Genomic DNA, 18,675 nt, shown 5'->3' with positions numbered 1-18,675 from the left:
TATGTCGCACAGACGCAGTCGAGAGTGAAAAACGGGTGGATCAGTCCTTGCCGGTCTCGGCGCCCATGCGTGTCAGCAGCCGCGTCAGTAGCGGGCGCATGGCGTGCAGTTCTTCGAGGTGAGAGGCGGACAGATCTTCGAGCATGCGCTCGGCTTTGGCAGTCAGCACGACCTCGACGCGTCGTCCGTCTTCGGGGTCGGCTTCGCGGCTGACGAGATCCAGCCGCGCCAGACGGCCTACCAGTTCAGCGGCGGTGTGCGGCCGGATCAGCAGTCGGTCGGCGATTTCGCCGACATACAGTCCGCGCCGTCCGGGCGCGGTCTTGCGCGTGCCCTTGATGGCGAGAAGCGCCTGATGCTGCTGCGGCATCAGGTCCAGGCCCGCGGCCGCGCTTTCGCTGAACGCCGCGAATTTTCGCAGCGCATAGCGGAAATCCGCGAGCAGTTCGTAGTCGGCGGGAGACAAGCGAGTGGGTGTCGGGGAGGCGTTCACCCGGCGATTCTAATATATGTCGTGCTACGATATATATGACTTTTCGCAAACTCCGTGCGAATACTTCCAACCCTTCCTTGACCATGCCCCCCATTTCCTCTTCCGCCAAGGCCGGACTGCGGCTTGGCGACTTCACCACCGACCGTCGCGTCGTCCTCTTGATGGGCCTTGCCATTCCGGTCGGACTGGCCAGTGTCGCCGCCGCCTGGCTGCTTCTTCGCCTCATCGCACTGTGCACCAACCTGGCCTATCACGGCCTGTTTTCGTTTGCCGACCTGCCCATCACGACGGGGCGGCTCGGACTCGGTTCCGTGTTCATCCCGGTCATCGGCTGCCTCATCATCGGCCTGATGGCGCGCTATGGTTCGGAGAAGATCCGTGGCCACGGCATCCCCGAAGCCATGGAAGCCATCCTGATCGGCAAGAGCCGCATCCAGCCGAAGGTGGCGGTCCTTAAACCCGTGTCGTCAGCGGTGTCCATCGGCACCGGCGGCCCGTTTGGCGCCGAAGGGCCGATCATCATGACCGGCGGCGCGATCGGCTCACTGCTCGCGCAGACCATTCACCTGGACGACGGCGAACGCAAGACGCTGCTTGTTGCGGGCGCGGCCGCCGGCATGACCGCAATCTTCGGCACGCCGCTCGCCGCCGTGCTGCTGGCGGTCGAGCTGCTGCTCTTCGAATGGAAGCCCCGCAGCTTCCTGCCCGTGGCCGTGGCGGCGCTGGTGGCGGCCGCAACGCGCGCCTTCATCATGGAGCCCGGCCCGATCTTTTCGTATGCCGGCGCGCTGGCCTTCACGCCGTGGCACCTGGTGGCCTGCGCCGCCGTGGGTGTGCTGGCGGGCTTGGGGTCAGGCGTGCTGACCTCGTTGGTGTACGCGGCCGAAGACCTGTTCGAGAAGCTGCCGATCCATTGGATGTGGTGGCCGGCCATCGGCGGGCTGGCGATCGGCATTGGCGGGTTGATCGAGCCCGCCGCGCTTGGTGTGGGCTATGACAACATCCGGCACATGCTCGCGGGCGATCTGGCTTTTCAGGCCGTGCTGGTGCTGCTGGTGGTCAAGGTCGCCATCTGGTCGATCGCGCTGGGCTCCGGCACGTCCGGCGGCGTGCTGGCGCCGCTGCTGATCTTCGGCGGCGCGATCGGTGCGCTGGCGTCGCCTGTGCTGCCGCAGGCAGATCCCGGCTTTTGGGCGCTGGTGGGCATGGCGGCGATGATGGGCGGCACGATGCGCGCGCCGCTGACCGCCACGCTGTTTGCGGTCGAACTGACCGGCAACATGCACGCGCTGCTGCCGGTGCTGGCAGCCTGCGTGTTTGCGTATGGCGTGACGGTGCTGTTGCTCAAGCGGTCGATTCTGACCGAGAAGATCGCGCGTCGCGGCCACCATATCAGCCGCGAATACCGCGTGGATCCGTTCGATCTGCTGCGCGTGGCCGACGTCATGACCACGCCGGTGCAGACGTTGCCCGACACGATGACAGTGGCGCAGGCCGTCGCGCATTTCACGACCGCGCAGCCGGTGCATACGAGTTATCCGGTGCTGGACGGGCAGGGCGTCGTGGTGGGCGAAGTGACGCGTGCCGACACCCTGGCGTGGGCGCTGCAAGGTGCGCCAGACGAACGGACGCTGGCGCAGGCGCTCGATGGGCGCGAGCTGGTGTATGGGCACGCGGATGAACTGGCCAGTCAGATCGCCGACCGGATGGCGTTGTCCGGGGCGGGGCGCGTGCCTATCCTTGATCGCGATAGCGGCCGCCTTTTGGGCATCGTTGGACGCAAGGATCTGTTCCGGTCCCGCGCGCGGCGGTTGCGCGAGGAAAGCCAGCGGGCGGCGTTCTTTCGCCGGGCACAGAAGCCAGTTTGACTAAGTCGCCGCAGCGCCTTTGCCGCCCGACGCGCGTAATTCCCACAGCACGTCCAGTACGTGCTGCGTGGCGGCTTCCACTTGCCCGGCACGATGCGCGATGCCCAGTGGACGCCACAACGCGGGCCGCACCGGCCGCATGATGACGCGGGGATCGGGTTGCGGCGCGGTGGCCTCATGGGGCAGTAGCGTCGCGCCATAACCTGCAGCCACCAAACTCTTGATGGCGTCGTTGTAGTTCAACTGAATGCGCGCGCGAGGATTGAGTCCAGCGGCCGCGAACCATTCTCCGGTCAGGCGCGACAGCCGCGTGCTGGCGTCATTCAGAATCAGCGGCCGTTCAGCCAGCCACGCGGGCGTGAGGCGCGCTGGCGCTTTCCAGGCCGCCGGCAGAAAGGCCATCACCGGGTCGCGGCGCCACGGACGCAGCACCAGACCGTCGATGGGCGGCTGGGGCAACGCGACCAGTCCCACATCCAGCGTGCCTTCGGCCAACCGCAACAAGGTTTCCTGCGACGTCAGCACCGCGACTTGCACGTCGATGCCGGGGTGATCGCGTCCCAATGTTTCCAGCGCCTGCGGCAGCAGGTGGGCGATGGCCCCGGTTGACGCCCCAAGCCGCACGCGGCCCGCCAGCCCTTGCACTTGCCGCTGCACGTCATCCAGCGCCTGGTCTGCCTCCGCGAGCAAGCGGCGCGCACGTTCCAGCAAGGTTTCTCCGATTGACGTCGGCCGGACCTGGCCGCGTTTCCGGGTGAGGAGCGGGGCGCCGACGCGGGATTCGAGGTCCGATACGTGCAGGCTGACCGTGGGCGGCGCCAGATGCAGGGCGCGCGCGGCGTCGGCGAACGAGCCGAGGTCGGCAATGGCGACCAGGGTGCGCAGACGGTCCAGGCTGATTTCGCGCATGAGAGTTTCCGGGGCTGGGTGTCGGATACGGTTGCGGATTCAGGGTCGAATCCGATATCGGCTCAGTTCAGAAATCCTGAACCAAACGATCATGATATTCGACTTTTCTTATCTCGCCCGCAGATCGAAGATAAGGTCCATTCCTGAATGAATCAGGCAACGCCGAACCATCCGGACAGCATCATGACCCAACCACTTGTTTTCATCGACGGCGACCAGGGCACGACCGGTCTGCAGATCCACGAACGGCTCAACGGCCGCAGCGATTTGCAACTGCTAACGCTGCCCGAGTCCGACCGCAAGAACCCGCAGCGCCGCGCTGATGCGATCAATTCCAGCGACATCGCAATCCTCTGCCTGCCCGACGATCCCGCGCGCCAGGCGGCCGCGTCCGTCGTCAATCCCAAGGTGCGCATCATCGACGCCAGCTCCGCGCATCGCACGGATGCGGGCTGGGTTTACGGGTTTCCGGAAATGAGCGCTGGCCAAGCCGAGCGCATCGCCCACGCGCTGCGGGTCAGCAACCCCGGTTGCTACCCCACCGGCGCCATTGCGCTGCTGCGGCCGTTGGTCCACGCTGGCCTCGTGCCCGCCGACTATCCGGCGGTCATCAACGCGGTGTCCGGCTACTCGGGCGGCGGCCGGGCCAGTGTGGATGCCTATGAAGGCGCGGAAGGCCCGCGCGGTCCCGCGCTTCAGGTCTACGGTCTTGGCTTGGGGCACAAGCACACCCCCGAGATCGAGCGGCACGCCGGCCTCACGCAGCGTCCCGTTTTCGTGCCGTCTTATGGCGCTTTCCGCCAGGGCATCGTCCTGACGATTCCGCTGCACCTGCGCCTGCTGCCTGCTGGTGTGGATGCGGAAAAAATGCACGAATGCCTGCAACAGCACTACGCCGGCGCGAAACACGTGCAGGTCGTGCCGCGCGACGAGGCCGCCGCGCACACGAACCTGAATCCCGAGGCGCTGAACGGCACGAACGATCTTCGCCTGGGCGTCTACGGCAATGCGCAGCACGGCCAGGTGCTGCTGACGGCCGTGTTCGACAACCTCGGCAAAGGCGCCTCGGGTGCGGCGGTGCAGAATCTGGATTTGATGCTGGCGGCGATGCGTTGACGCCGATGGCCGCGGGGCCGAGCCATCGGCCGCCGCCCCGGGAACACATCTCTACTTGTCGAGCCAGGGCGCTTCTTTCCAAAGCTGCTGGAACTGCGCTTCGCCCGCCTTCAGCTCTTTCGCATATTCAGCGGGCGGCAAGTAACGCAGCGGCGCGAACATTTCCCGGGCCTTGGCCTGGAATTCCGGATCGTCGACCGTACGCTTGACCGCCGTGACCAGCTTCGTGCGCACGTCGTCCGGCAACCCCTTGGGCGCGGCCAACCCGCGCAGCGAAGCCAGTTCAAAATCGAAGCCCTGTTCCTTGAACGTGGGCACGTCCGGCAGCGCGGCCGAGCGCGTGTTGCCCATCTGGCCCAGGAAGCGCAGCGGCGTGCCGCCTTTCTGGTATTGAAGCGCCTCGCCCACGTTGATGGCGCCGATCGTGATCTCGCCGCTTGCCAGCGCACCGCGCACCTCGCCTGCGCCCTTGTACGGGATGTGGCTGAGCTTCGTGCCCGACGCCCGCTCGAACCGGAGCATGGCCAGGTGGTCGTCCGACCCCGTACCCGTGGTGCCGACGGTAACCTTGCCGGGGTTCTTCTTCGCGTAGGCGGACAATTCCGCAAGGTTCTTGACCGGGTTGTCGTTTAGGACCGTGAAGGCGCCGGGATCATCGATCAGATTGCCCAGCAGGTCAAAACTCTGCCAGGTGAAGGCGGTCTTGCGTTCGATGGGAATCGTCAACAGGTTGGGCGTGTTGATGAAGCCGATGGTGTAGCCGTCCGGCTGCGCGCGCGCCAGTTCCGCAAAGCCGATTGCACCGCCCGCGCCCGGCCGGTTCAGCACGACGATGCGCGCGTCACCGCCCAGGTGCTTCTGCAGGTAGGGCGCCATCATCCGGGCCACCAGATCGGTGCCGCCACCCGGCCCGTATGACACGATCAGGTTGATCGGTCGGTCCGGATAGCCGGCGGCCTGCACGGCGCCGGAGAACATTGCGGCGCCCGCGAGCAGGGTGGCCAGGGTGCGCAGCGTGCGGCGCTTGTTTTGTTGTTGCATGGTTGTCTCCTCAGGGGTTCTGGCGGTCACCGCGCCGGCCTTGGTATCTGGACCCGCGCGTGTGCCGCGTTGTTATGTCAGCGTGGCGATACGTTTGGCGGCCAGCGGCCACACCTCCGGATTCACGAGTTGCGGCGGCCGCTCGCCGCGCAGCATCGCGGCAAGCTGCGTCGCCGATGAGCGGGCGACGCTGCGGCGCGCCTCGTGCGTGACGCCCGCGGTGTGGAAGGTGGCGACCACGTTGTCCAGGGCCAGCAGCGGGGCCGAGCGATCGGGCGGCTCCTGTTCCCAAACGTCGAGCCCCGCGCCTCGCAGATGCCCATTACGCAGCGCGTCATGCAATGCGTCCTCGTCGTGGATGCCGCCGCGCGCCGTCGAAACGAACACCGCGCCGGGCTTCATCGCTGCAAAGGCCTTCGCGCCGATCAGTCCTCGCGTGGATGCGTCTAGCGGGCAATGCAGCGACACGATGTCCGATTGCGACAGCAACTCGTCCAGCCCGACCGGTTCAGCGCCGCGGCTGCGGATGGTGGCGGCGTCCAGCAACGGATCGTGGGCGATGACGCGCAGCCCGAAGCCTCGCGCGATGCGGGCAACGCTAGTGCCGATCTTGCCAATGCCTACCAGACCGATGACGCTGCCGTGGATTTCATGGCCCATCAGATCTTCGCGGGAAAAGCCCGTGTCCCGACGTAGGCGGTTGTGCGATTCGACAATTCGCCGTTGCACGGCCAGCAGCAGCGCATACGTGTGTTCGGCCACGGATTCCGCGTTGCCGCCGGCTTGATTCACGACCGCGATGCCGGCCGCGGTGCAGGCCGCCACGTCGATGGTGTCGTAACCCGCGCCGCCCGACGACACGCACACCAGATCCGGGCATTGCGCGATCAACTCGGCGTTGACGAACCACTGGCGCGGCAGCTCATCCTTGGCCGCGGACACATGGTAGGCGTGGGCGGTCTTCAGGCCGGCCAGCGTGCGGGCGTCGTCGCCGGTCGCAGGAAGCACCGACAACGTGATCCCGGGCGTGGCGCCGATGATCTCGTCGAACACCGGATTGAGCCAGAGATCCAGCCTGCAAAGGCGTGCCGGGTGGCGGGGCGTAGCGGTCGTCACAGCACGCCTCGCGACTTGAGGGCCGCGTCGACCCAGCTGCGATCCAGCGTGCCGCGCTCGATGTCCTTCAGGACTTGCGCCTCGGCTTGGGCGATGGCGCGAACGCGTTCTGCGATGGCCGGGGCCTCGTCCGGGCGGACGGCCAGCAATCCGTCGGCGTCACCCACCAGCAGGTCGCCGGGCATCACGACCATGCCATCTACGGTGACGGGCACGTTGATGGCGCCAGGGCCGTCCTTGTAAGGACCACGATGCGCGACGCCGCGGGCATAGACGGGAAAATCGCCCTCGCCGATGGTTTCGCTGTCGCGGATGGCGCCGTCAATCACAAAGCCGCCCAAGCCGCGCTTGGCAGCCCAGCCCACCATGATTTCGCCGATGATGGCGTTGCTCATGTCGCCGCCCGCGTCAACCACGATGACATCGCCGGGCTGCGCGGTATCAATGGCCTTGTGCACCATCAGGTTGTCGCCGGGCCGGGTGCGCACCGTGAAGGCGCGGCCGAGGATCCGGCGCGTCCGGTGAATGGGTCGCAGGGACGACGTGCCCGTGCCGCGGCTCATCGCATCGCTGATGTTTGCCACCGCCAGGTCTTGGTAAGCCGCGAGCGTCTCGCGACTGGGACCGGGCGGGCAGTCGTGCAGGGTGAATCCAAAATCCGGCATGTCGCCTCGTCTCCAAAGTGATTGTTTGAGGCGACTCTACGCCCGCATATTCCGGAGATAAAGCGAATAATTTGACTGCGTAAACAACGCTTTTTGGAAACGGTGGCAAGCGGGGTCAGCGTTCTGCGCGGTCAGATCATGCCGGTGGGCGCGTGGAAATCCAGGCACGCCTCGGCTTGCGCGCGCAGGGTTTCAAGCATCGGCCGGGTATCGTCACGGCGCCATTGGAAGGTGTAGGTGAGGGGGCGCAACGGCGGAAATACAGGCAAGGGTTGCAAATGGCCCCTTTCGATCAGGATGCCGGCCCACGCCGATGGCAGGAAGCCCACGCCGAGGCCTTGCTGCAACATGGCTGCAATGCCGCCCCAGCCATTGCAACACTGGTTGCGGCCGGGCGATACGCGCTGCTCGGTGAGCCAGTCGTCGAGAATGCGGATGGCGCCCGAGCTTTGCGGGAGCGTGATAAGCGTCAGGCCTGGCAGGTCGGCCGGGGTGACCGCGGCGGGATTCGTGACGGCGCTTGGCGCAGCGACCCATTCGAATTGCGCGCTGCCGATAACGCGGGACGCGATGGCGGGGCGGGACGAAGGGCCCGCGATCACGGCGAAGTCCAGTTCGCCTTCCTCCAGACCGCGCTCGACCAATTCGCCGACGCCCACGAATGGCTCGACGAGCAGGTTGGGGTGGGCCTGCTGGATGACTTCGATCAGCTTGGCCATCCAGGTCAGCGAGGTCAATTCGCCCGCGCCAAACCGGCAGCGGCCCGAGTAGCTGAGGTTGTTGCTGGCCTGCTGCATGAACTGGTCGGCGTTGCGCAGCAGATCCTTGGCGTGCGGCACCAGTTGCTCGCCCAGCGCTGTCAACGTCGCGCTGCGCGCGCTGCGGCTGAAGAGCTCAGCGCCGATCGATGATTCCAGTTCGCCAATGCGCTTGGACAATGACGAAACCGAAATATTCAGGCGATTCGCGGCGATCGCAAAATTCTTGCACGTGGCGGCCCAGTAGTAGGCCTCGAGTTGCTTTAGCGTCATGGGGGGCGGTAGGCTGGACGACATCGAGAGTGAACAAAAGTGTATGAAAGGCGCTCGATAAAGTCACTTTATTCAAACGGCGCGCGCGCCTATAGTCCCCGGCGATATCGAAAAAACAATAGACGGCCACTCGCAGCAGTGGCCGCCGGAGGAGCCAGACATGTCCGATCCCCTGCGCCGCATGCTCAGCCTGCACGACTTCGAACCCGCAGCCAAAGCGCTTCTGCCCGCACCCATCTACGCTTATGTGTCGGGCGCTGTCGAAGACGGCCAATCGGAACGCGCCAATCGCGAGGCGTTTGCGGAATTTGCTTTCCGGCCAAAGGTGCTGGTGGACGTGTCCGCGCGCAGCACACGGTGTACGGTGCTCGGCCGCGACTATGCAGCCCCCGTGGGCGTTGCCCCGATGGGCATCTCCGCGATCTCCAGCTATCGCGGCGATGTCGTCCTGGCGCGCGCGGCGGCCGAGGCCGGCGTGCCCTGCATCATGAGCGGCTCGTCGCTCATCCGCCTGGAGACCGTGATGGAAGCGGCGCCGGACACCTGGTTTCAGGCATACCTTCCCGGCGACGAAGCGCAGATCGCCGCGCTGATCGACCGCGTGGCTGCCGCCGGCGTCAACACGCTGGTGCTGACGGTAGACACGCCCGTCGCCGCCAACCGCGAGAACAATGTGCGGGCCGGCTTCTCCACGCCGCTACGGCCAAGTCTTGGCCTCGCCTGGCAGGGCGTGACGCATCCGCGATGGCTGTTCGGCACGTTCCTGCGAACGCTCGCGCGCCACGGCATGCCGCACTTCGAAAACAACTACGCCACACGCGGCGCGCCCATCATGTCGTCCAGCGTGCTGCGGGACTTCTCCGACCGAGGCCACCTGAACTGGCAGCATGTATCGGCCATCCGCCGTCGCTGGAAAGGGCACATGGTGCTGAAGGGAATTCTTCATCCGGACGACGCGCGCGCCGCCCGCGCGATGGGCATGGACGCGATCATCGTCTCCAACCACGGCGGGCGCCAACTGGACGGCAGTGTGTCGCCCCTGCACGCCTTGCCCGCCATCGTGGATGCCGTGGGTTCCATGGAAGTGATGCTGGACAGCGGCGTGCGTCGAGGCACGGACGTGTTGAAGGCGATGGCCCTGGGCGCGCGCTGCGTGTTCGTCGGCCGTCCGTTCAACTATGCCGCGACAGTGGCCGGCCAACGCGGCGTGGCGCACGCGATCGCACTTATCAACGAAGAAGTGCGGCGCAATATGGGGCTGTTGGGGGTGGTTGATTTGAAGGAGTTGGGCGTGGAGTTTCTGCAGCGCGCGGGCGTTGATGTGTCGCGCGGGCGTTGATATGTTGCGCGGGCGCTGATGTGTTGCGCAAGCGCTGATGTGTCGCGTGGGCGCTGATATGTCGCCCAGGCGTTGATATGTGCGCGAGATCGCCAACAGGTAAATCGCCTGGCGTTGCCTGTTCCGAAATGGGTTTGGCGTACCGCAGCGCGTCCAGCCGATTCCGACACCTGGTCAATAGGATTGGGGGAAAGTGGCGCGGGGGGCATTGGGCGGCGATCCTGCTGCGGATAGTGCATTTGACCTAGAATGCCCCGCATCACTCTCACGTGCGGCGCCGCCGCCGATGCCGTTTTGCTGCCTCCTACGAAAACTGTTCCACCGGATCCCCGCCTTGCGCGGATATGCACGACCGTCGCGCTAGGGCTGTCGCTATTCATGACGCTGCCGATAGTGGCCCACGCGCAGGCGAGGCCAGCAACGGTCACTGATTCCTCCCCGAACACCTTGCAGCCGCTAGGCGGCGATTTCGAATTGGTAGGCGAGCCGGCTTCGACCCTCCACCAGCTCACATTCCGCGGCAAGCCATACCGGCCTCTGAACGCGTACAAGTTCGCGCATGTCAGGGCGCTGGGTCCGACCCAGGGCGGCCAGCCGATCCTCCTGGCGGTCTCGAACGATTTCATGGGCGTGGGCACCATCCTGATCGCAGTGCAGAACGACACGCCGCTCGCGCGGGTGCTGAGTCCCTCTGTAGATGCGCGCGACCCGGACCTGGGTCTGCCGCAGCCCGGACGTCAGGACCTGCTGCTGTTCACCGCCGGTTCGCGGGCGCTCGTGACGTCGACGGGAAAGGTGCTGTGGTTTGAACATCTGCAACCCAAGGAGCGCCTGCAGTCGACCCCGCTATTGGTGTCGGTGTCGCCAGACAATCGCCACGGCGCCGTGCTGCTTGACAACGAGATCCGCCTTAGCGTGGCGGACGAAGGGCCGTACGCCAGCGTCGCATTCACCAAGGCAATGCAGCGCGATGCTTTCAAGTCGGCGTGGGACCAAAGCGCCACACGTGCGCGCAAGGTGCTCGACGAAGGCAAGCACATTGACCAGCGCCGGCTCTACGACAACCTGAAGGCGGAATGGATCAACCGGAACTTTCGATGGCAGGAAGGGAAGGGGGGCTGGCAATTTAGTGGCCAGGGGTTGAAGCCAGTGCCGTTGCCGGTTCAACCGCGAAAGGAGCAATGAGATGACGCCGATTTCCGCGGTCAGTGGGTTGCGTTGGCTGGCCCTCTCGCTCGTGGTGGCCCTTGCGGGCTGCGCAAGCAACGCCGACGTGTATGAAAAACATGTCCGCACCGAAGAAGCCAATCCGGCGGACGTGGTGATGTCGCTGGACGTGACGTTCGCACGGGCACCGGACTACGAGCCTCGGACGCTAGAGTACGGGTCGACGGTGAAGCGCGTGGAATATTCCGGCTATCCCAGTATCGAGGTTCCGTTCTATCAAAAGGGCGTGGGTTTCGACTTGGGCGTGGTAGGGGATCCGCGGACGTTGCTGGCCTTGCCGTATCCATCGCCTACGACGCGGACCACGTCCGCGCAATTAAAGATCTTTGGTGAGCGCCTGGATGCTACGCATTACCGGTTCGTGGTTTTGCCTAGGGCAGGGTGGAGCAGTATGAACAGCTTTCAGGTGTCGTTCGCGGTCAACGGGCGGCGCGAGGCGATGACGTTTGCTTATAGCGCGAAGAAGGTTTGCGAGAGCCGGTTTGATGTGACTACGCCGACTTATGGGTTTGGGATGTCGGTTGCGGCTACGTTTCCAGGGGGAAAGGCGGGATGCTTGAAGGCATGTGACGCACGACCTGGGTTTCCGGGGCAGTGCGCCTTTTTTTCCGGTATTGAGTAAGGCTTGAACAGGCAGACTAGCCTGTTCGCTTTCCATACACCCGTCGTCTAAAACGGGCCGTGCTTGCAGCAAGCTTATTACTCACCTGACTTGCACGTCGCTCGCGATTCTCCTGGCCGTCAGCGTCACGGTCAAGAACTCCCCACGCTTATCGACCGGAACGCGGTCCATTTTGTCACGCCCAAAGTCGGTATGTCGCCCCTGCTCGAAACGGGGGTAATACCCCTTCCAAAAATAGCGTGCCTGTGTTCCGCCAGCGAACACCTTCTGAGCCGGCAATCCGGCCACGAAGCGCGTGTCAGCAGCATCCTGCCGCGCGCGCAATGAGACACGTGCTTCGGCCAATTTCCAATGACATACCCCCCTTCCGTAATAGTCTTCGTCAAGCAGCATGTCGGCATATACGATGCCCACGTATTCCGTGGCCGATATGCGGGCCAGGCGGAATGGTTCGTGGCTGGAGATCGTCGGCACGTGACCAGATACGGCGTTCGATGCAGCGCAGCGGGGGGCATCGCTGACGTCGAACTGTGCGGTACCGTCTACCACGGTAAACGCCGATTTGCCGTCGGCTGCACTCGCGAGGTCCGATGCATTGTCAAGGATCAGCCGTACTTCATACGCGTGCGCAGGAGCGGGGTTCAGCTTGCGCAGCGCTGGCTTGGGCGCCGTGGAGTTAGCGCCAACCTCGGCCTGAGTATCGGCATAGCTCGTCTCGCAATGCGCAGCGGCAAGCAGCGTCAAGGCGGGTAATGCGAGCCGCAAGGCCGGCGCCGAGAGAATTCGAAAAGCGTGCGGCAAGGCGACGTTTCCTTTCTAGTTATCGATATTGAAGGCCTATTCAACGACGAGCGAACGAATCATCCGCGATCGCTGCGCCGAAGGCGGGATTATCGCATCGCTGATATGAAGGCGTAGCTGTCTTTAGCTTGTACGGCAATCCTCCTTGCCGAAATTTGGCGTTCTTGGGGATATTGATGCGTGGATGAGCCTGCATGACTTCCAATCGCCCGCTCGAAATCGGGTACGTTCCGATGCTGGAAAATTCGGGACAACACGATATGTGGCGCAAGTTAGGCAAGATGTCTCTGCTGGTGGGTTGGGCGCTTTGGTTGGCTGCCATGGCGTGGTTCGCGGTGGGCATGCTGCGGTATGTACCATCCGCGGATGCGACGCTGACGCCGATTTTCCTTACGCCAGGGCAGACGGCGCACGCCGAGGTATACCGTATCCGCGAGGCGCCATTATGGATGGAGGCGCGTTTCGGCGGACCAATGGGCAGAAAGCGGCCCGAATTGGGAGAATCTAAGACGCGTGTGGGCGCGCCTGACGCGGCGCCGGGCTTCGCAGACCCTGGAGAGCCGGTGCGGATTCGTGTACGCGATGTTAGGGAACTAGGCGTAGTGATGGTCGCGGCTGCGCGCAGCAGCGCCAGCTCGACGCATTTCTATCGCAAGCTCTGGCCTGAAAGTCATATAGATGGTGTCCTGCCCGAGACCGTGCCGTCCTTTCCAAAGCTGGCGAAGGGGACTTCGTCGCTTACCTTCACGGTGGAAGAAATCGGGCCGACGCTTTTGGGCGAGCAGATCGAACTGGAAATCAGCACACCCATCGGCCTTAAGCGTACCGCGCCCGGCTGGGACGACGTCTCCACCTTCATTTTTTGGCCTTTCATCGCTGCGATCCTGGGCGTTTGGGCACTAGTTTGGGCGGGGCTAACCAGGTGGTATCGTTGCCGGCTCCGCCGGTAGCGCATTGTGCATTGGACCCATAGGTCCTCCATATCGACCGCCGTTGAAGTCCAATCATCCCACGGTACAACTGGTGCGTCTTGGATGCGGCGGCAGTCATTCCCGTAACGTCGTGGGCTGTGACAGCGCGGAGTTGATTTGCAGCCTCGGGCGGATGGGGGTCGCAGCCTACTCTGTAAGCCTCCGATGCGTTAATAATGTGCCTCACTCCATGCTGCAGTTTCCGCAGTGTTGGTACTTGTGCTTGGTATATGAATGACCGCTCCCGGCTCGTTGCAGACCTTGTTGGCCGTCCGCTTTCGACCCATTGCAGCCCTGCAATCCGCGTAAGCCTGAGCCTACAGCGTGGTGAAATCGGTCATTCTTAGTCAGCTGCTTCTGACACGCTCCCGAAATGGGCTAGCGCCAAATAAAAAGGCAATCAGTCGGCACGCGGGTCTGCCCCAGTACACTACCTGTCAATTAACTCCAACTTCGCCGCGCGGTATTGGTCATTCCACCAACGCACTAGTTCAATATGCTGCGGGTGAGAAAGCCAGGTCACATTGTCGTCGGCTTGCGGATCTCCCCCGAAAACTAGCGGCTTTATGAACCACCGTACCTTCCCGCCAAGGCCGGGGTCCGACTCAAGTTCCTGAATGGCAGGCGGTTCGAATCGGGAGAGATACTCGGCATCAAGCGGGACAGTAGGAATCGTAAATGTGGTCCCCGACAAGTCTCTGACAATGAAATCCTGCCATCCGCGCAACCCTACAAGCGAAAAGCCGGGCAAAGTCGAATCAAGCTCGCAAGTTTTTGCGAAAGCCTGCGCTTGGTCGAGGGAAAAAAAGACTAGGTAGTCGTCGCCGTACCAACCCTCCTGCATGCATTTCCTCACATCTAAACTAAGTACACCCGGCTACAACCGGGCTTTTCCCGCAATAGTCTGGGGTGCTGCTGCGGCGGCGGAGTTGTCGCGGCGCCGGCTCTATTAAAATTTTGTACTAGCCCATCCGCCAAATAGGCGAGGTAATCGTCGACGCTAAAGGCTTTTCCATGGTTCGATTAACTAGCCGCTGATGGGGATCTTCGTTTCGGGCACTTGGCCGCTGACCATACCGTGTGCCGCATGGCACCCATAGAGGTCACTCAAGAAGCTGCCCATTAATTAATCTTGTATGCAATCGGAAGTGGCTAATTGTCGACGATCTGGATGGCTATGTCGAACGGCTGAAACTGCCGGACAGCGACCATCCAGCTAGATGCGCCGTCCGATTGTAAGCAAACCTCACGTTTCTGCCTGCTCTGCCATTTCCAGCGCATCGTCGACTTCGATGCCAAGGTATCGCACCGTGCTTTCCAACTTGGTATGTCCGAGAAGGAGTTGAACTGCCCGAAGGTTCTTCGTACGCCGGTAGATCAGCGTCGCCTTGGTTCGGCGCATGGTGTGCGTGCCATACGTCGCAGGGTCTAAACCGATCGACACGATCCAACCCGCGACGATGCGTGCGTACTGCCGCGTAGAAAGGTGCGGCGACTTTGTCACCCTGCTTGGGAACAGGTAGGCGTCTGAAGCGAGACGCGCCAGATCGATCCAAGCAGCCACCGACTGCGCGTCAGTTCAGTAATCTCGAATTGCACGGGTCGATGCGTCTTGCGCTGCATGACGATAGCGCGTGGGTAGATGCTCCTTCCTTGTGAAATGTCGCAAACGCGCAAGCTGACTAAATCGCAGCCACGTAGTTTGCTGTCGATGGCTAGGTTGAAAAGCGCCAGATCTCGCACTTTTTCAGCTAGCTGTAGCCGTATGCGGATCGCCCAGATTTCTTTCAGCTTCAACGGAGCCTTTTGGCCAACAAGCTTCCCCTTGTTCCAAGGAAAGAACGGTTTTGCTTCATTGATATCCGGTTTCATGGGGTTCTCCTTCAATGAATGGAATCCCATTTTCACTGACAAAAAGAATGCTTACGACCCTAAGCGGTCCTTTTACTTAATATTGACTTAGTCGTCCCGGTCTACCAAACCAAACTCGAATGTGCCAGGCACTTGCCGAACGCGTCGGACTTGTACATGCGCGTAGTCTGGATGACGCAAGATGTTGGTTAGCGTTTCACGGTCTGATTCACGTGTCCTAGTACCTAATACCACTTCACGTAAAGCTCTCGGAGAGAACGCATGGTGACCGGGCAGCGAAGTGATCATTCGGTACTCTTCCTCGTACTTCCATTTCTCCGACTTTACCAACAAGTTTGCTCGCATAAGGCGGGACAACTGGGATGTGTAGAACTGATCACCCTGCTCATCAGGGTACTTGTGCTGCTCCCATGGGCGGACGAACGCACCAATCTCTTCCGTCATCTTCAAAAAAAGGTCTACGTAAGGAGGCCTGGCAGCGTATTCAACGTCGCCTTTGATGAAAACATCTAATTCAAGAAGCTCTGGATCGAATCCCAGGCACAGGCCACAATGCCCTTCAGCGTAGTGCGACCACAGAAGCGCGTCAGTTGGGGTTCGTGAAAGAGACAGGATGCCCAGCGATTGAATGAAATGCTGGAGTGCCTTGCTTAAGCCTATCTGCTCACCCGATGCGGGATCCTTGAAGCGGTGGCCCTGATCCAACAAGAAGATTAAGAAAGATTTACGACGGTCAGGGTGATCGTCTGATTCGTGCACCAGTTCTTTTGCCCGCTCGTACTCCGCATGAATGTCTATGGACGAATCTAAAGGATCGTTTAGCTGCGCCGGGGTTGCAAAGAAAAGCTTTCGATTGAGTAGAAGTTCCCATGTACGTTGCGCACAGCTTCGGTATTTGTAGACGAGCATGTTTGTCGGGATGCTGCTAATTTAAGGTAACTTATGGTCGAGTATTTAATCATCACACCAAATGTCTGCTTCTGGCCGTTGGCGGTCATTGCTAATACCGCGCCTGAGTTCCATCATGATGTAGCCGGGGGCATTCGGGACGCCTGCAAGTCGCGGAACGTCATGAGACGCAGAGTCATACGCCGCTGGTCGTGCCGGGAGTGTCATAAATTTTGTGTTTGGGGCCTAACATGTTGCTCAAGGAGCATGTATGGCTACCAAGAAAAAGACACCGCTGAGGGAACTGCCGGCGATTCCCGCCGAGCTGGTTGATCAATTCGTCAAAGGCCCGATGACCGCCGAGGCGGTGCAGGACCTGTCGATGGCGTTCAAGAAGGCGCTGATCGAACGGGCCCTTGGAGCGGAATTGGGCCACCATCTGGGCTACCCGGCGGGCGGCGAGCGCCCCGAGCAGGCCACCAATCAACGCAACGGCAAGAGCTCCAAGACGGTCCTGACCGATGATGGGCCGCTTCGGGTAGAGATCCCACGCGACCGCGATGGCAGCTTCGCCCCGATCCTGATCCCCAAGCACGAGCGCCGCTTTACCGGGTTCGACGACAAGATCATCGCCATGTACGCCCGCGGCATGACGGTGCGCGAAATCCAAGGGTTTCTGCTCGAGCAGTACGGCACGGAAGTCTCGCCGGAGTTCGTCAGCTCGGTGACCGACGCGGTGATGGACGAGGTCACGGCCTGGCAAACGCGGCCTCTGGAGACGATGTATCCGGTGGTGTTCTTCGACGCGCTGCGGGTCAAGATCCGTGAGGACGGCGTGGTGCGCAACAAGGCCGTTTACTTGGCGCTGGCGGTGTTGCCAGACGGCACGCGCGACATCCTGGGCCTGTGGATCGAGCAGACCGAAGGCGCCAAGTTCTGGATGAAGGTGTTCAACGAGCTCAAGACCCGCGGCACGCAGGACATCCTGATCGCTGTCACTGACGGTCTGAAAGGCATGGAGCAGGCGCTGAACGCGGTGTTCCCGGCCACGACGCTGCAGACTTGCATCGTGCACCTGATCCGCTCCAGCCTGGAATACGCCAGCTGGAAGGAGCGCCGGACGGTGGCTGCGGCGCTGAGGCCGATCTACACGGCGGCGACCGTGGAGGCAGCGCTGGCCGCGCTCGTGCAGTTCGAGCAAGGCCCCTGGGGCCAGCGCTACGCGCCGATCGCTGACGCATGGCGCCGGGCCTGGGACCGTGTGATCCCGTTCTTTACGTTCCCACCGGCGATCCGCAAGGTGATTTACACCACCAATGCGATCGAGAGCATCAATGCCCAACTGCGCCGCGCGGTGAAAACGCGAGGTCACTTCCCAAGCGACGAAGCCGCCACCAAGCTACTGTGGCTGGTCTTGCGCAACATCACCGGAGCCTGGGGCAGCGCCGCGCACGACTGGAAGGCCGCTATGAACCAGTTCGCCGTGATTTATGCAGAACGCTTCACTGACCCGTATCGCTGAGATAGCATCAATAAGCCTGATAGAACCAACTATCAGGCTTCTAACGCCTCAAACACAAAAATACTGACACTCCCGTCGTGCCACCTCTAACTAAGGCCAATCCGTCGCCATTTAGACGGTCCAAGGCCAGCGATACGGTCCGGCCGTCCTCGAGGCTCGCCACCGCCATTCCTGCCCCCGCCAGCAAATCCCCCCAACAACGCTAAAATACCGCCTCCCGGCATACCGTCCGCTTTTCCGGCTTTCTCCAATCCTGCGCTTCGCGCTTTCACAACGATGAAAAAACTGACTGCTGTACTTCTTGTGTCCGCCACCGCTCTGCTCACGGCCTGCGGTCCCAGCGACAACGCGCCTGCCGCTGGCGCCCAAGCGCCGGCGACGCCCAAGAAGGTCGTCGTTGGCCTGGACGACAATTTCCCGCCCATGGGATTCCGCGACGCTAACAACCAGATCGTCGGTTTTGACATCGACATGGCCAAGGAAGCCAGCAAGCGTCTGGGCATTGAAGTGGAATTCAAGCCGATCGACTGGAGCGCCAAGGAAGCCGAATTGAACGGCAAGCGCGTCGACGTGCTGTGGAACGGTCTGACCATTACCGAAGAGCGCAAGAAGAACATCAGCTTCACCGCGCCGTACATGGCCAACCATCAGATCATCATCGTGGGCAACACGTCGCCGGTGAAGGTCAAGAATGATCTGGCTGGCAAGGTCATCGGCGCGCAGGACGGCAGCAGTGCCACCGACGCCATCGCCAAGGACCCGGTTGCCGCGCAGATCAAGGAAGTGAAGAAGTTCGGCGACAACGTCACCGCGCTGATGGACCTGGCTGCTGGCCGTCTGGACGCCATCGTGGTGGATGAAGTGGTTGGCCGTTACCTGATCAGCAAGCGTGCGGGCGAGTATCGCGTGCTGGAAGAGAACTTCGGTACGGAAGATTACGGCGTTGGCGTGCGTAAGGACGACACCGAGTTGCTGGCCAAGCTGGACAAGACGCTGGATTCGATGAAGCAGGACGGCACCGCCGGCCGCATCGCCACCCAGTGGTTCGGCGCCAACATCATCAAGTAAGCGGGAAGGCGCCTGTGGCCTAGCCGGCCGCGGCGCCTTTGCCGTTGCAGTTCGCAGCCCGCCGCAGTGCCGCAAGGCCAGGCGGGCTTGCCCATGATTCTCTCTTGCCCTCGCGGCGCGAACCCA

General features: G+C 62.4%; 17 protein-coding genes and 1 pseudogene. 8 read left to right on the top strand and 10 right to left on the bottom strand.

Going from position 1 to position 18,675, the window contains the following annotated elements; all coding sequences use genetic code 11:
* Positions 1 to 40: 40 nt before the first annotated feature.
* Complete coding sequence (locus tag KW836_RS16060; protein ID WP_175136414.1) at positions 41 to 493, bottom strand: MarR family winged helix-turn-helix transcriptional regulator; 453 nt, start codon at positions 491 to 493, stop codon at positions 41 to 43.
* 83 nt (positions 494 to 576) lie between these two features.
* On the opposite strand from KW836_RS16060, the gene KW836_RS16055 reads away from it, so the two are divergent.
* Positions 577 to 2,361 carry a chloride channel protein gene (locus KW836_RS16055; protein WP_218344011.1) on the top strand — a complete coding sequence of 595 codons (1,785 nt, stop codon included), beginning with the start codon at positions 577 to 579 and terminating at the stop codon, positions 2,359 to 2,361.
* On the opposite strand, the gene KW836_RS16050 is transcribed toward KW836_RS16055, so the two are convergent.
* Positions 2,362 to 3,270: a LysR family transcriptional regulator gene (locus tag KW836_RS16050; protein ID WP_175121415.1), complete on the bottom strand. Its 909-nt coding sequence runs from the start codon at positions 3,268 to 3,270 to the stop codon at positions 2,362 to 2,364.
* A gap of 183 nt (positions 3,271 to 3,453) precedes the next feature.
* Here KW836_RS16050 and argC point away from each other — a divergent pair, with 183 nt between their 5' ends.
* Positions 3,454 to 4,386 carry an N-acetyl-gamma-glutamyl-phosphate reductase gene (argC, locus tag KW836_RS16045; RefSeq protein ID WP_218344010.1) on the top strand — a complete coding sequence of 311 codons (933 nt, stop codon included), beginning with the start codon at positions 3,454 to 3,456 and terminating at the stop codon, positions 4,384 to 4,386.
* A 51-nt stretch (positions 4,387 to 4,437) separates the two neighbouring features.
* Here the strand turns inward: argC and KW836_RS16040 are convergent, their stop codons facing one another.
* The 4 genes from KW836_RS16040 to KW836_RS16025 all read right to left on the bottom strand — a co-directional run bounded on the left by KW836_RS16040 (position 4,438) and on the right by KW836_RS16025 (position 8,239).
* Positions 4,438 to 5,427 carry a tripartite tricarboxylate transporter substrate binding protein gene (locus KW836_RS16040; protein ID WP_175121417.1) on the bottom strand — a complete coding sequence of 330 codons (990 nt, stop codon included), beginning with the start codon at positions 5,425 to 5,427 and terminating at the stop codon, positions 4,438 to 4,440.
* 72 nt (positions 5,428 to 5,499) lie between these two features.
* Positions 5,500 to 6,543, bottom strand: coding sequence for a hydroxyacid dehydrogenase (locus tag KW836_RS16035; RefSeq protein ID WP_218344009.1), 1,044 nt, complete (start codon positions 6,541 to 6,543; stop codon positions 5,500 to 5,502).
* The gene (locus tag KW836_RS16030) at positions 6,540 to 7,208 is read right to left on the bottom strand and encodes an RraA family protein (RefSeq protein WP_218344008.1); all 669 of its coding nucleotides are present in this window, start codon (positions 7,206 to 7,208) and stop codon (positions 6,540 to 6,542) included. Before KW836_RS16030 ends, KW836_RS16035 begins: the two co-directional genes overlap by 4 nt.
* Before the next feature lie 131 nt (positions 7,209 to 7,339).
* Positions 7,340 to 8,239: a LysR family transcriptional regulator gene (locus KW836_RS16025; RefSeq protein WP_218344007.1), complete on the bottom strand. Its 900-nt coding sequence runs from the start codon at positions 8,237 to 8,239 to the stop codon at positions 7,340 to 7,342.
* A gap of 160 nt (positions 8,240 to 8,399) precedes the next feature.
* Between KW836_RS16025 and KW836_RS16020 the strand changes: the two genes are divergently transcribed.
* The 3 genes from KW836_RS16020 to KW836_RS16010 all read left to right on the top strand — a co-directional run bounded on the left by KW836_RS16020 (position 8,400) and on the right by KW836_RS16010 (position 11,427).
* Positions 8,400 to 9,578 (top strand): alpha-hydroxy acid oxidase, encoded by a 1,179-nt coding sequence (locus KW836_RS16020; protein ID WP_218344006.1) that lies wholly within the window; start codon positions 8,400 to 8,402, stop codon positions 9,576 to 9,578.
* 378 nt (positions 9,579 to 9,956) lie between these two features.
* Complete coding sequence (locus KW836_RS16015) at positions 9,957 to 10,763, top strand: hypothetical protein (RefSeq protein ID WP_218344005.1); 807 nt, start codon at positions 9,957 to 9,959, stop codon at positions 10,761 to 10,763.
* A gap of 1 nt (position 10,764) precedes the next feature.
* Entirely contained in the window at positions 10,765 to 11,427 is a 663-nt protein-coding gene (locus KW836_RS16010; RefSeq protein ID WP_218344004.1) for a hypothetical protein, read from the top strand.
* Between the two features lie 81 nt (positions 11,428 to 11,508).
* Here the strand turns inward: KW836_RS16010 and KW836_RS16005 are convergent, their stop codons facing one another.
* Positions 11,509 to 12,228 carry a hypothetical protein gene (locus KW836_RS16005; protein ID WP_218344003.1) on the bottom strand — a complete coding sequence of 240 codons (720 nt, stop codon included), beginning with the start codon at positions 12,226 to 12,228 and terminating at the stop codon, positions 11,509 to 11,511.
* Positions 12,229 to 12,422: 194 nt separating this feature from the next.
* On the opposite strand from KW836_RS16005, the gene KW836_RS16000 reads away from it, so the two are divergent.
* A complete protein-coding gene (locus KW836_RS16000) occupies positions 12,423 to 13,178 on the top strand; it encodes a hypothetical protein (protein WP_255595789.1) in 756 nt (251 codons plus the stop codon).
* A 451-nt stretch (positions 13,179 to 13,629) separates the two neighbouring features.
* Here KW836_RS16000 and KW836_RS15995 read toward each other — a convergent pair whose 3' ends face one another.
* From KW836_RS15995 to KW836_RS15985, 3 genes and pseudogenes are all read right to left on the bottom strand, one after another.
* A complete protein-coding gene (locus tag KW836_RS15995) occupies positions 13,630 to 14,043 on the bottom strand; it encodes a hypothetical protein (protein WP_218344002.1) in 414 nt (137 codons plus the stop codon).
* Between the two features lie 402 nt (positions 14,044 to 14,445).
* Positions 14,446 to 15,071: pseudogene (locus KW836_RS15990) on the bottom strand (tyrosine-type recombinase/integrase).
* Between the two features lie 87 nt (positions 15,072 to 15,158).
* A complete protein-coding gene (locus tag KW836_RS15985) occupies positions 15,159 to 15,980 on the bottom strand; it encodes a DUF2971 domain-containing protein (RefSeq protein ID WP_218344001.1) in 822 nt (273 codons plus the stop codon).
* 250 nt (positions 15,981 to 16,230) lie between these two features.
* Between KW836_RS15985 and KW836_RS15980 the strand changes: the two genes are divergently transcribed.
* Together KW836_RS15980 and KW836_RS15975 are read left to right on the top strand one after the other, a co-directional pair.
* Positions 16,231 to 17,481 carry an IS256 family transposase gene (locus KW836_RS15980; RefSeq protein ID WP_218344000.1) on the top strand — a complete coding sequence of 417 codons (1,251 nt, stop codon included), beginning with the start codon at positions 16,231 to 16,233 and terminating at the stop codon, positions 17,479 to 17,481.
* 276 nt (positions 17,482 to 17,757) lie between these two features.
* The gene (locus KW836_RS15975) at positions 17,758 to 18,549 is read left to right on the top strand and encodes an amino acid ABC transporter substrate-binding protein (RefSeq protein ID WP_218343999.1); all 792 of its coding nucleotides are present in this window, start codon (positions 17,758 to 17,760) and stop codon (positions 18,547 to 18,549) included.
* Positions 18,550 to 18,675 lie beyond the last annotated feature (126 nt).

The organism is Achromobacter sp. ACM05 (assembly GCF_019218915.1).
GTDB lineage: Bacteria > Pseudomonadota > Gammaproteobacteria > Burkholderiales > Burkholderiaceae_B > Achromobacter > Achromobacter animicus.
The sequence above is the reverse complement of the archived record's forward strand: the minus strand, read 5'-3'. Positions and strand labels throughout refer to the sequence as shown.

Bases quoted from the DNA above. Each gene is read 5' to 3' on its own strand.
- KW836_RS15985 (WP_218344001.1), bottom strand. From the start codon at position 15,980: ATGCTCGTCTACAAATACCGAAGCTGTGCGCAACGTACATGGGAACTT.
- KW836_RS15975 (WP_218343999.1), top strand. From the start codon at position 17,758: ATGAAAAAACTGACTGCTGTACTTCTTGTGTCCGCCACCGCTCTGCTC.
- argC (WP_218344010.1), top strand. From the start codon at position 3,454: ATGACCCAACCACTTGTTTTCATCGACGGCGACCAGGGCACGACCGGT.
- KW836_RS16015 (WP_218344005.1), top strand. From the start codon at position 9,957: ATGACGCTGCCGATAGTGGCCCACGCGCAGGCGAGGCCAGCAACGGTC.
- KW836_RS16020 (WP_218344006.1), top strand. From the start codon at position 8,400: ATGTCCGATCCCCTGCGCCGCATGCTCAGCCTGCACGACTTCGAACCC.
- KW836_RS16000 (WP_255595789.1), top strand. From the start codon at position 12,423: ATGACTTCCAATCGCCCGCTCGAAATCGGGTACGTTCCGATGCTGGAA.
- KW836_RS15980 (WP_218344000.1), top strand. From the start codon at position 16,231: ATGGCTACCAAGAAAAAGACACCGCTGAGGGAACTGCCGGCGATTCCC.
- KW836_RS16040 (WP_175121417.1), bottom strand. From the start codon at position 5,427: ATGCAACAACAAAACAAGCGCCGCACGCTGCGCACCCTGGCCACCCTG.
- KW836_RS16030 (WP_218344008.1), bottom strand. From the start codon at position 7,208: ATGCCGGATTTTGGATTCACCCTGCACGACTGCCCGCCCGGTCCCAGT.
- KW836_RS16050 (WP_175121415.1), bottom strand. From the start codon at position 3,270: ATGCGCGAAATCAGCCTGGACCGTCTGCGCACCCTGGTCGCCATTGCC.
- KW836_RS16055 (WP_218344011.1), top strand. From the start codon at position 577: ATGCCCCCCATTTCCTCTTCCGCCAAGGCCGGACTGCGGCTTGGCGAC.
- KW836_RS16025 (WP_218344007.1), bottom strand. From the start codon at position 8,239: ATGACGCTAAAGCAACTCGAGGCCTACTACTGGGCCGCCACGTGCAAG.
- KW836_RS15995 (WP_218344002.1), bottom strand. From the start codon at position 14,043: ATGCAGGAGGGTTGGTACGGCGACGACTACCTAGTCTTTTTTTCCCTC.
- KW836_RS16010 (WP_218344004.1), top strand. From the start codon at position 10,765: ATGACGCCGATTTCCGCGGTCAGTGGGTTGCGTTGGCTGGCCCTCTCG.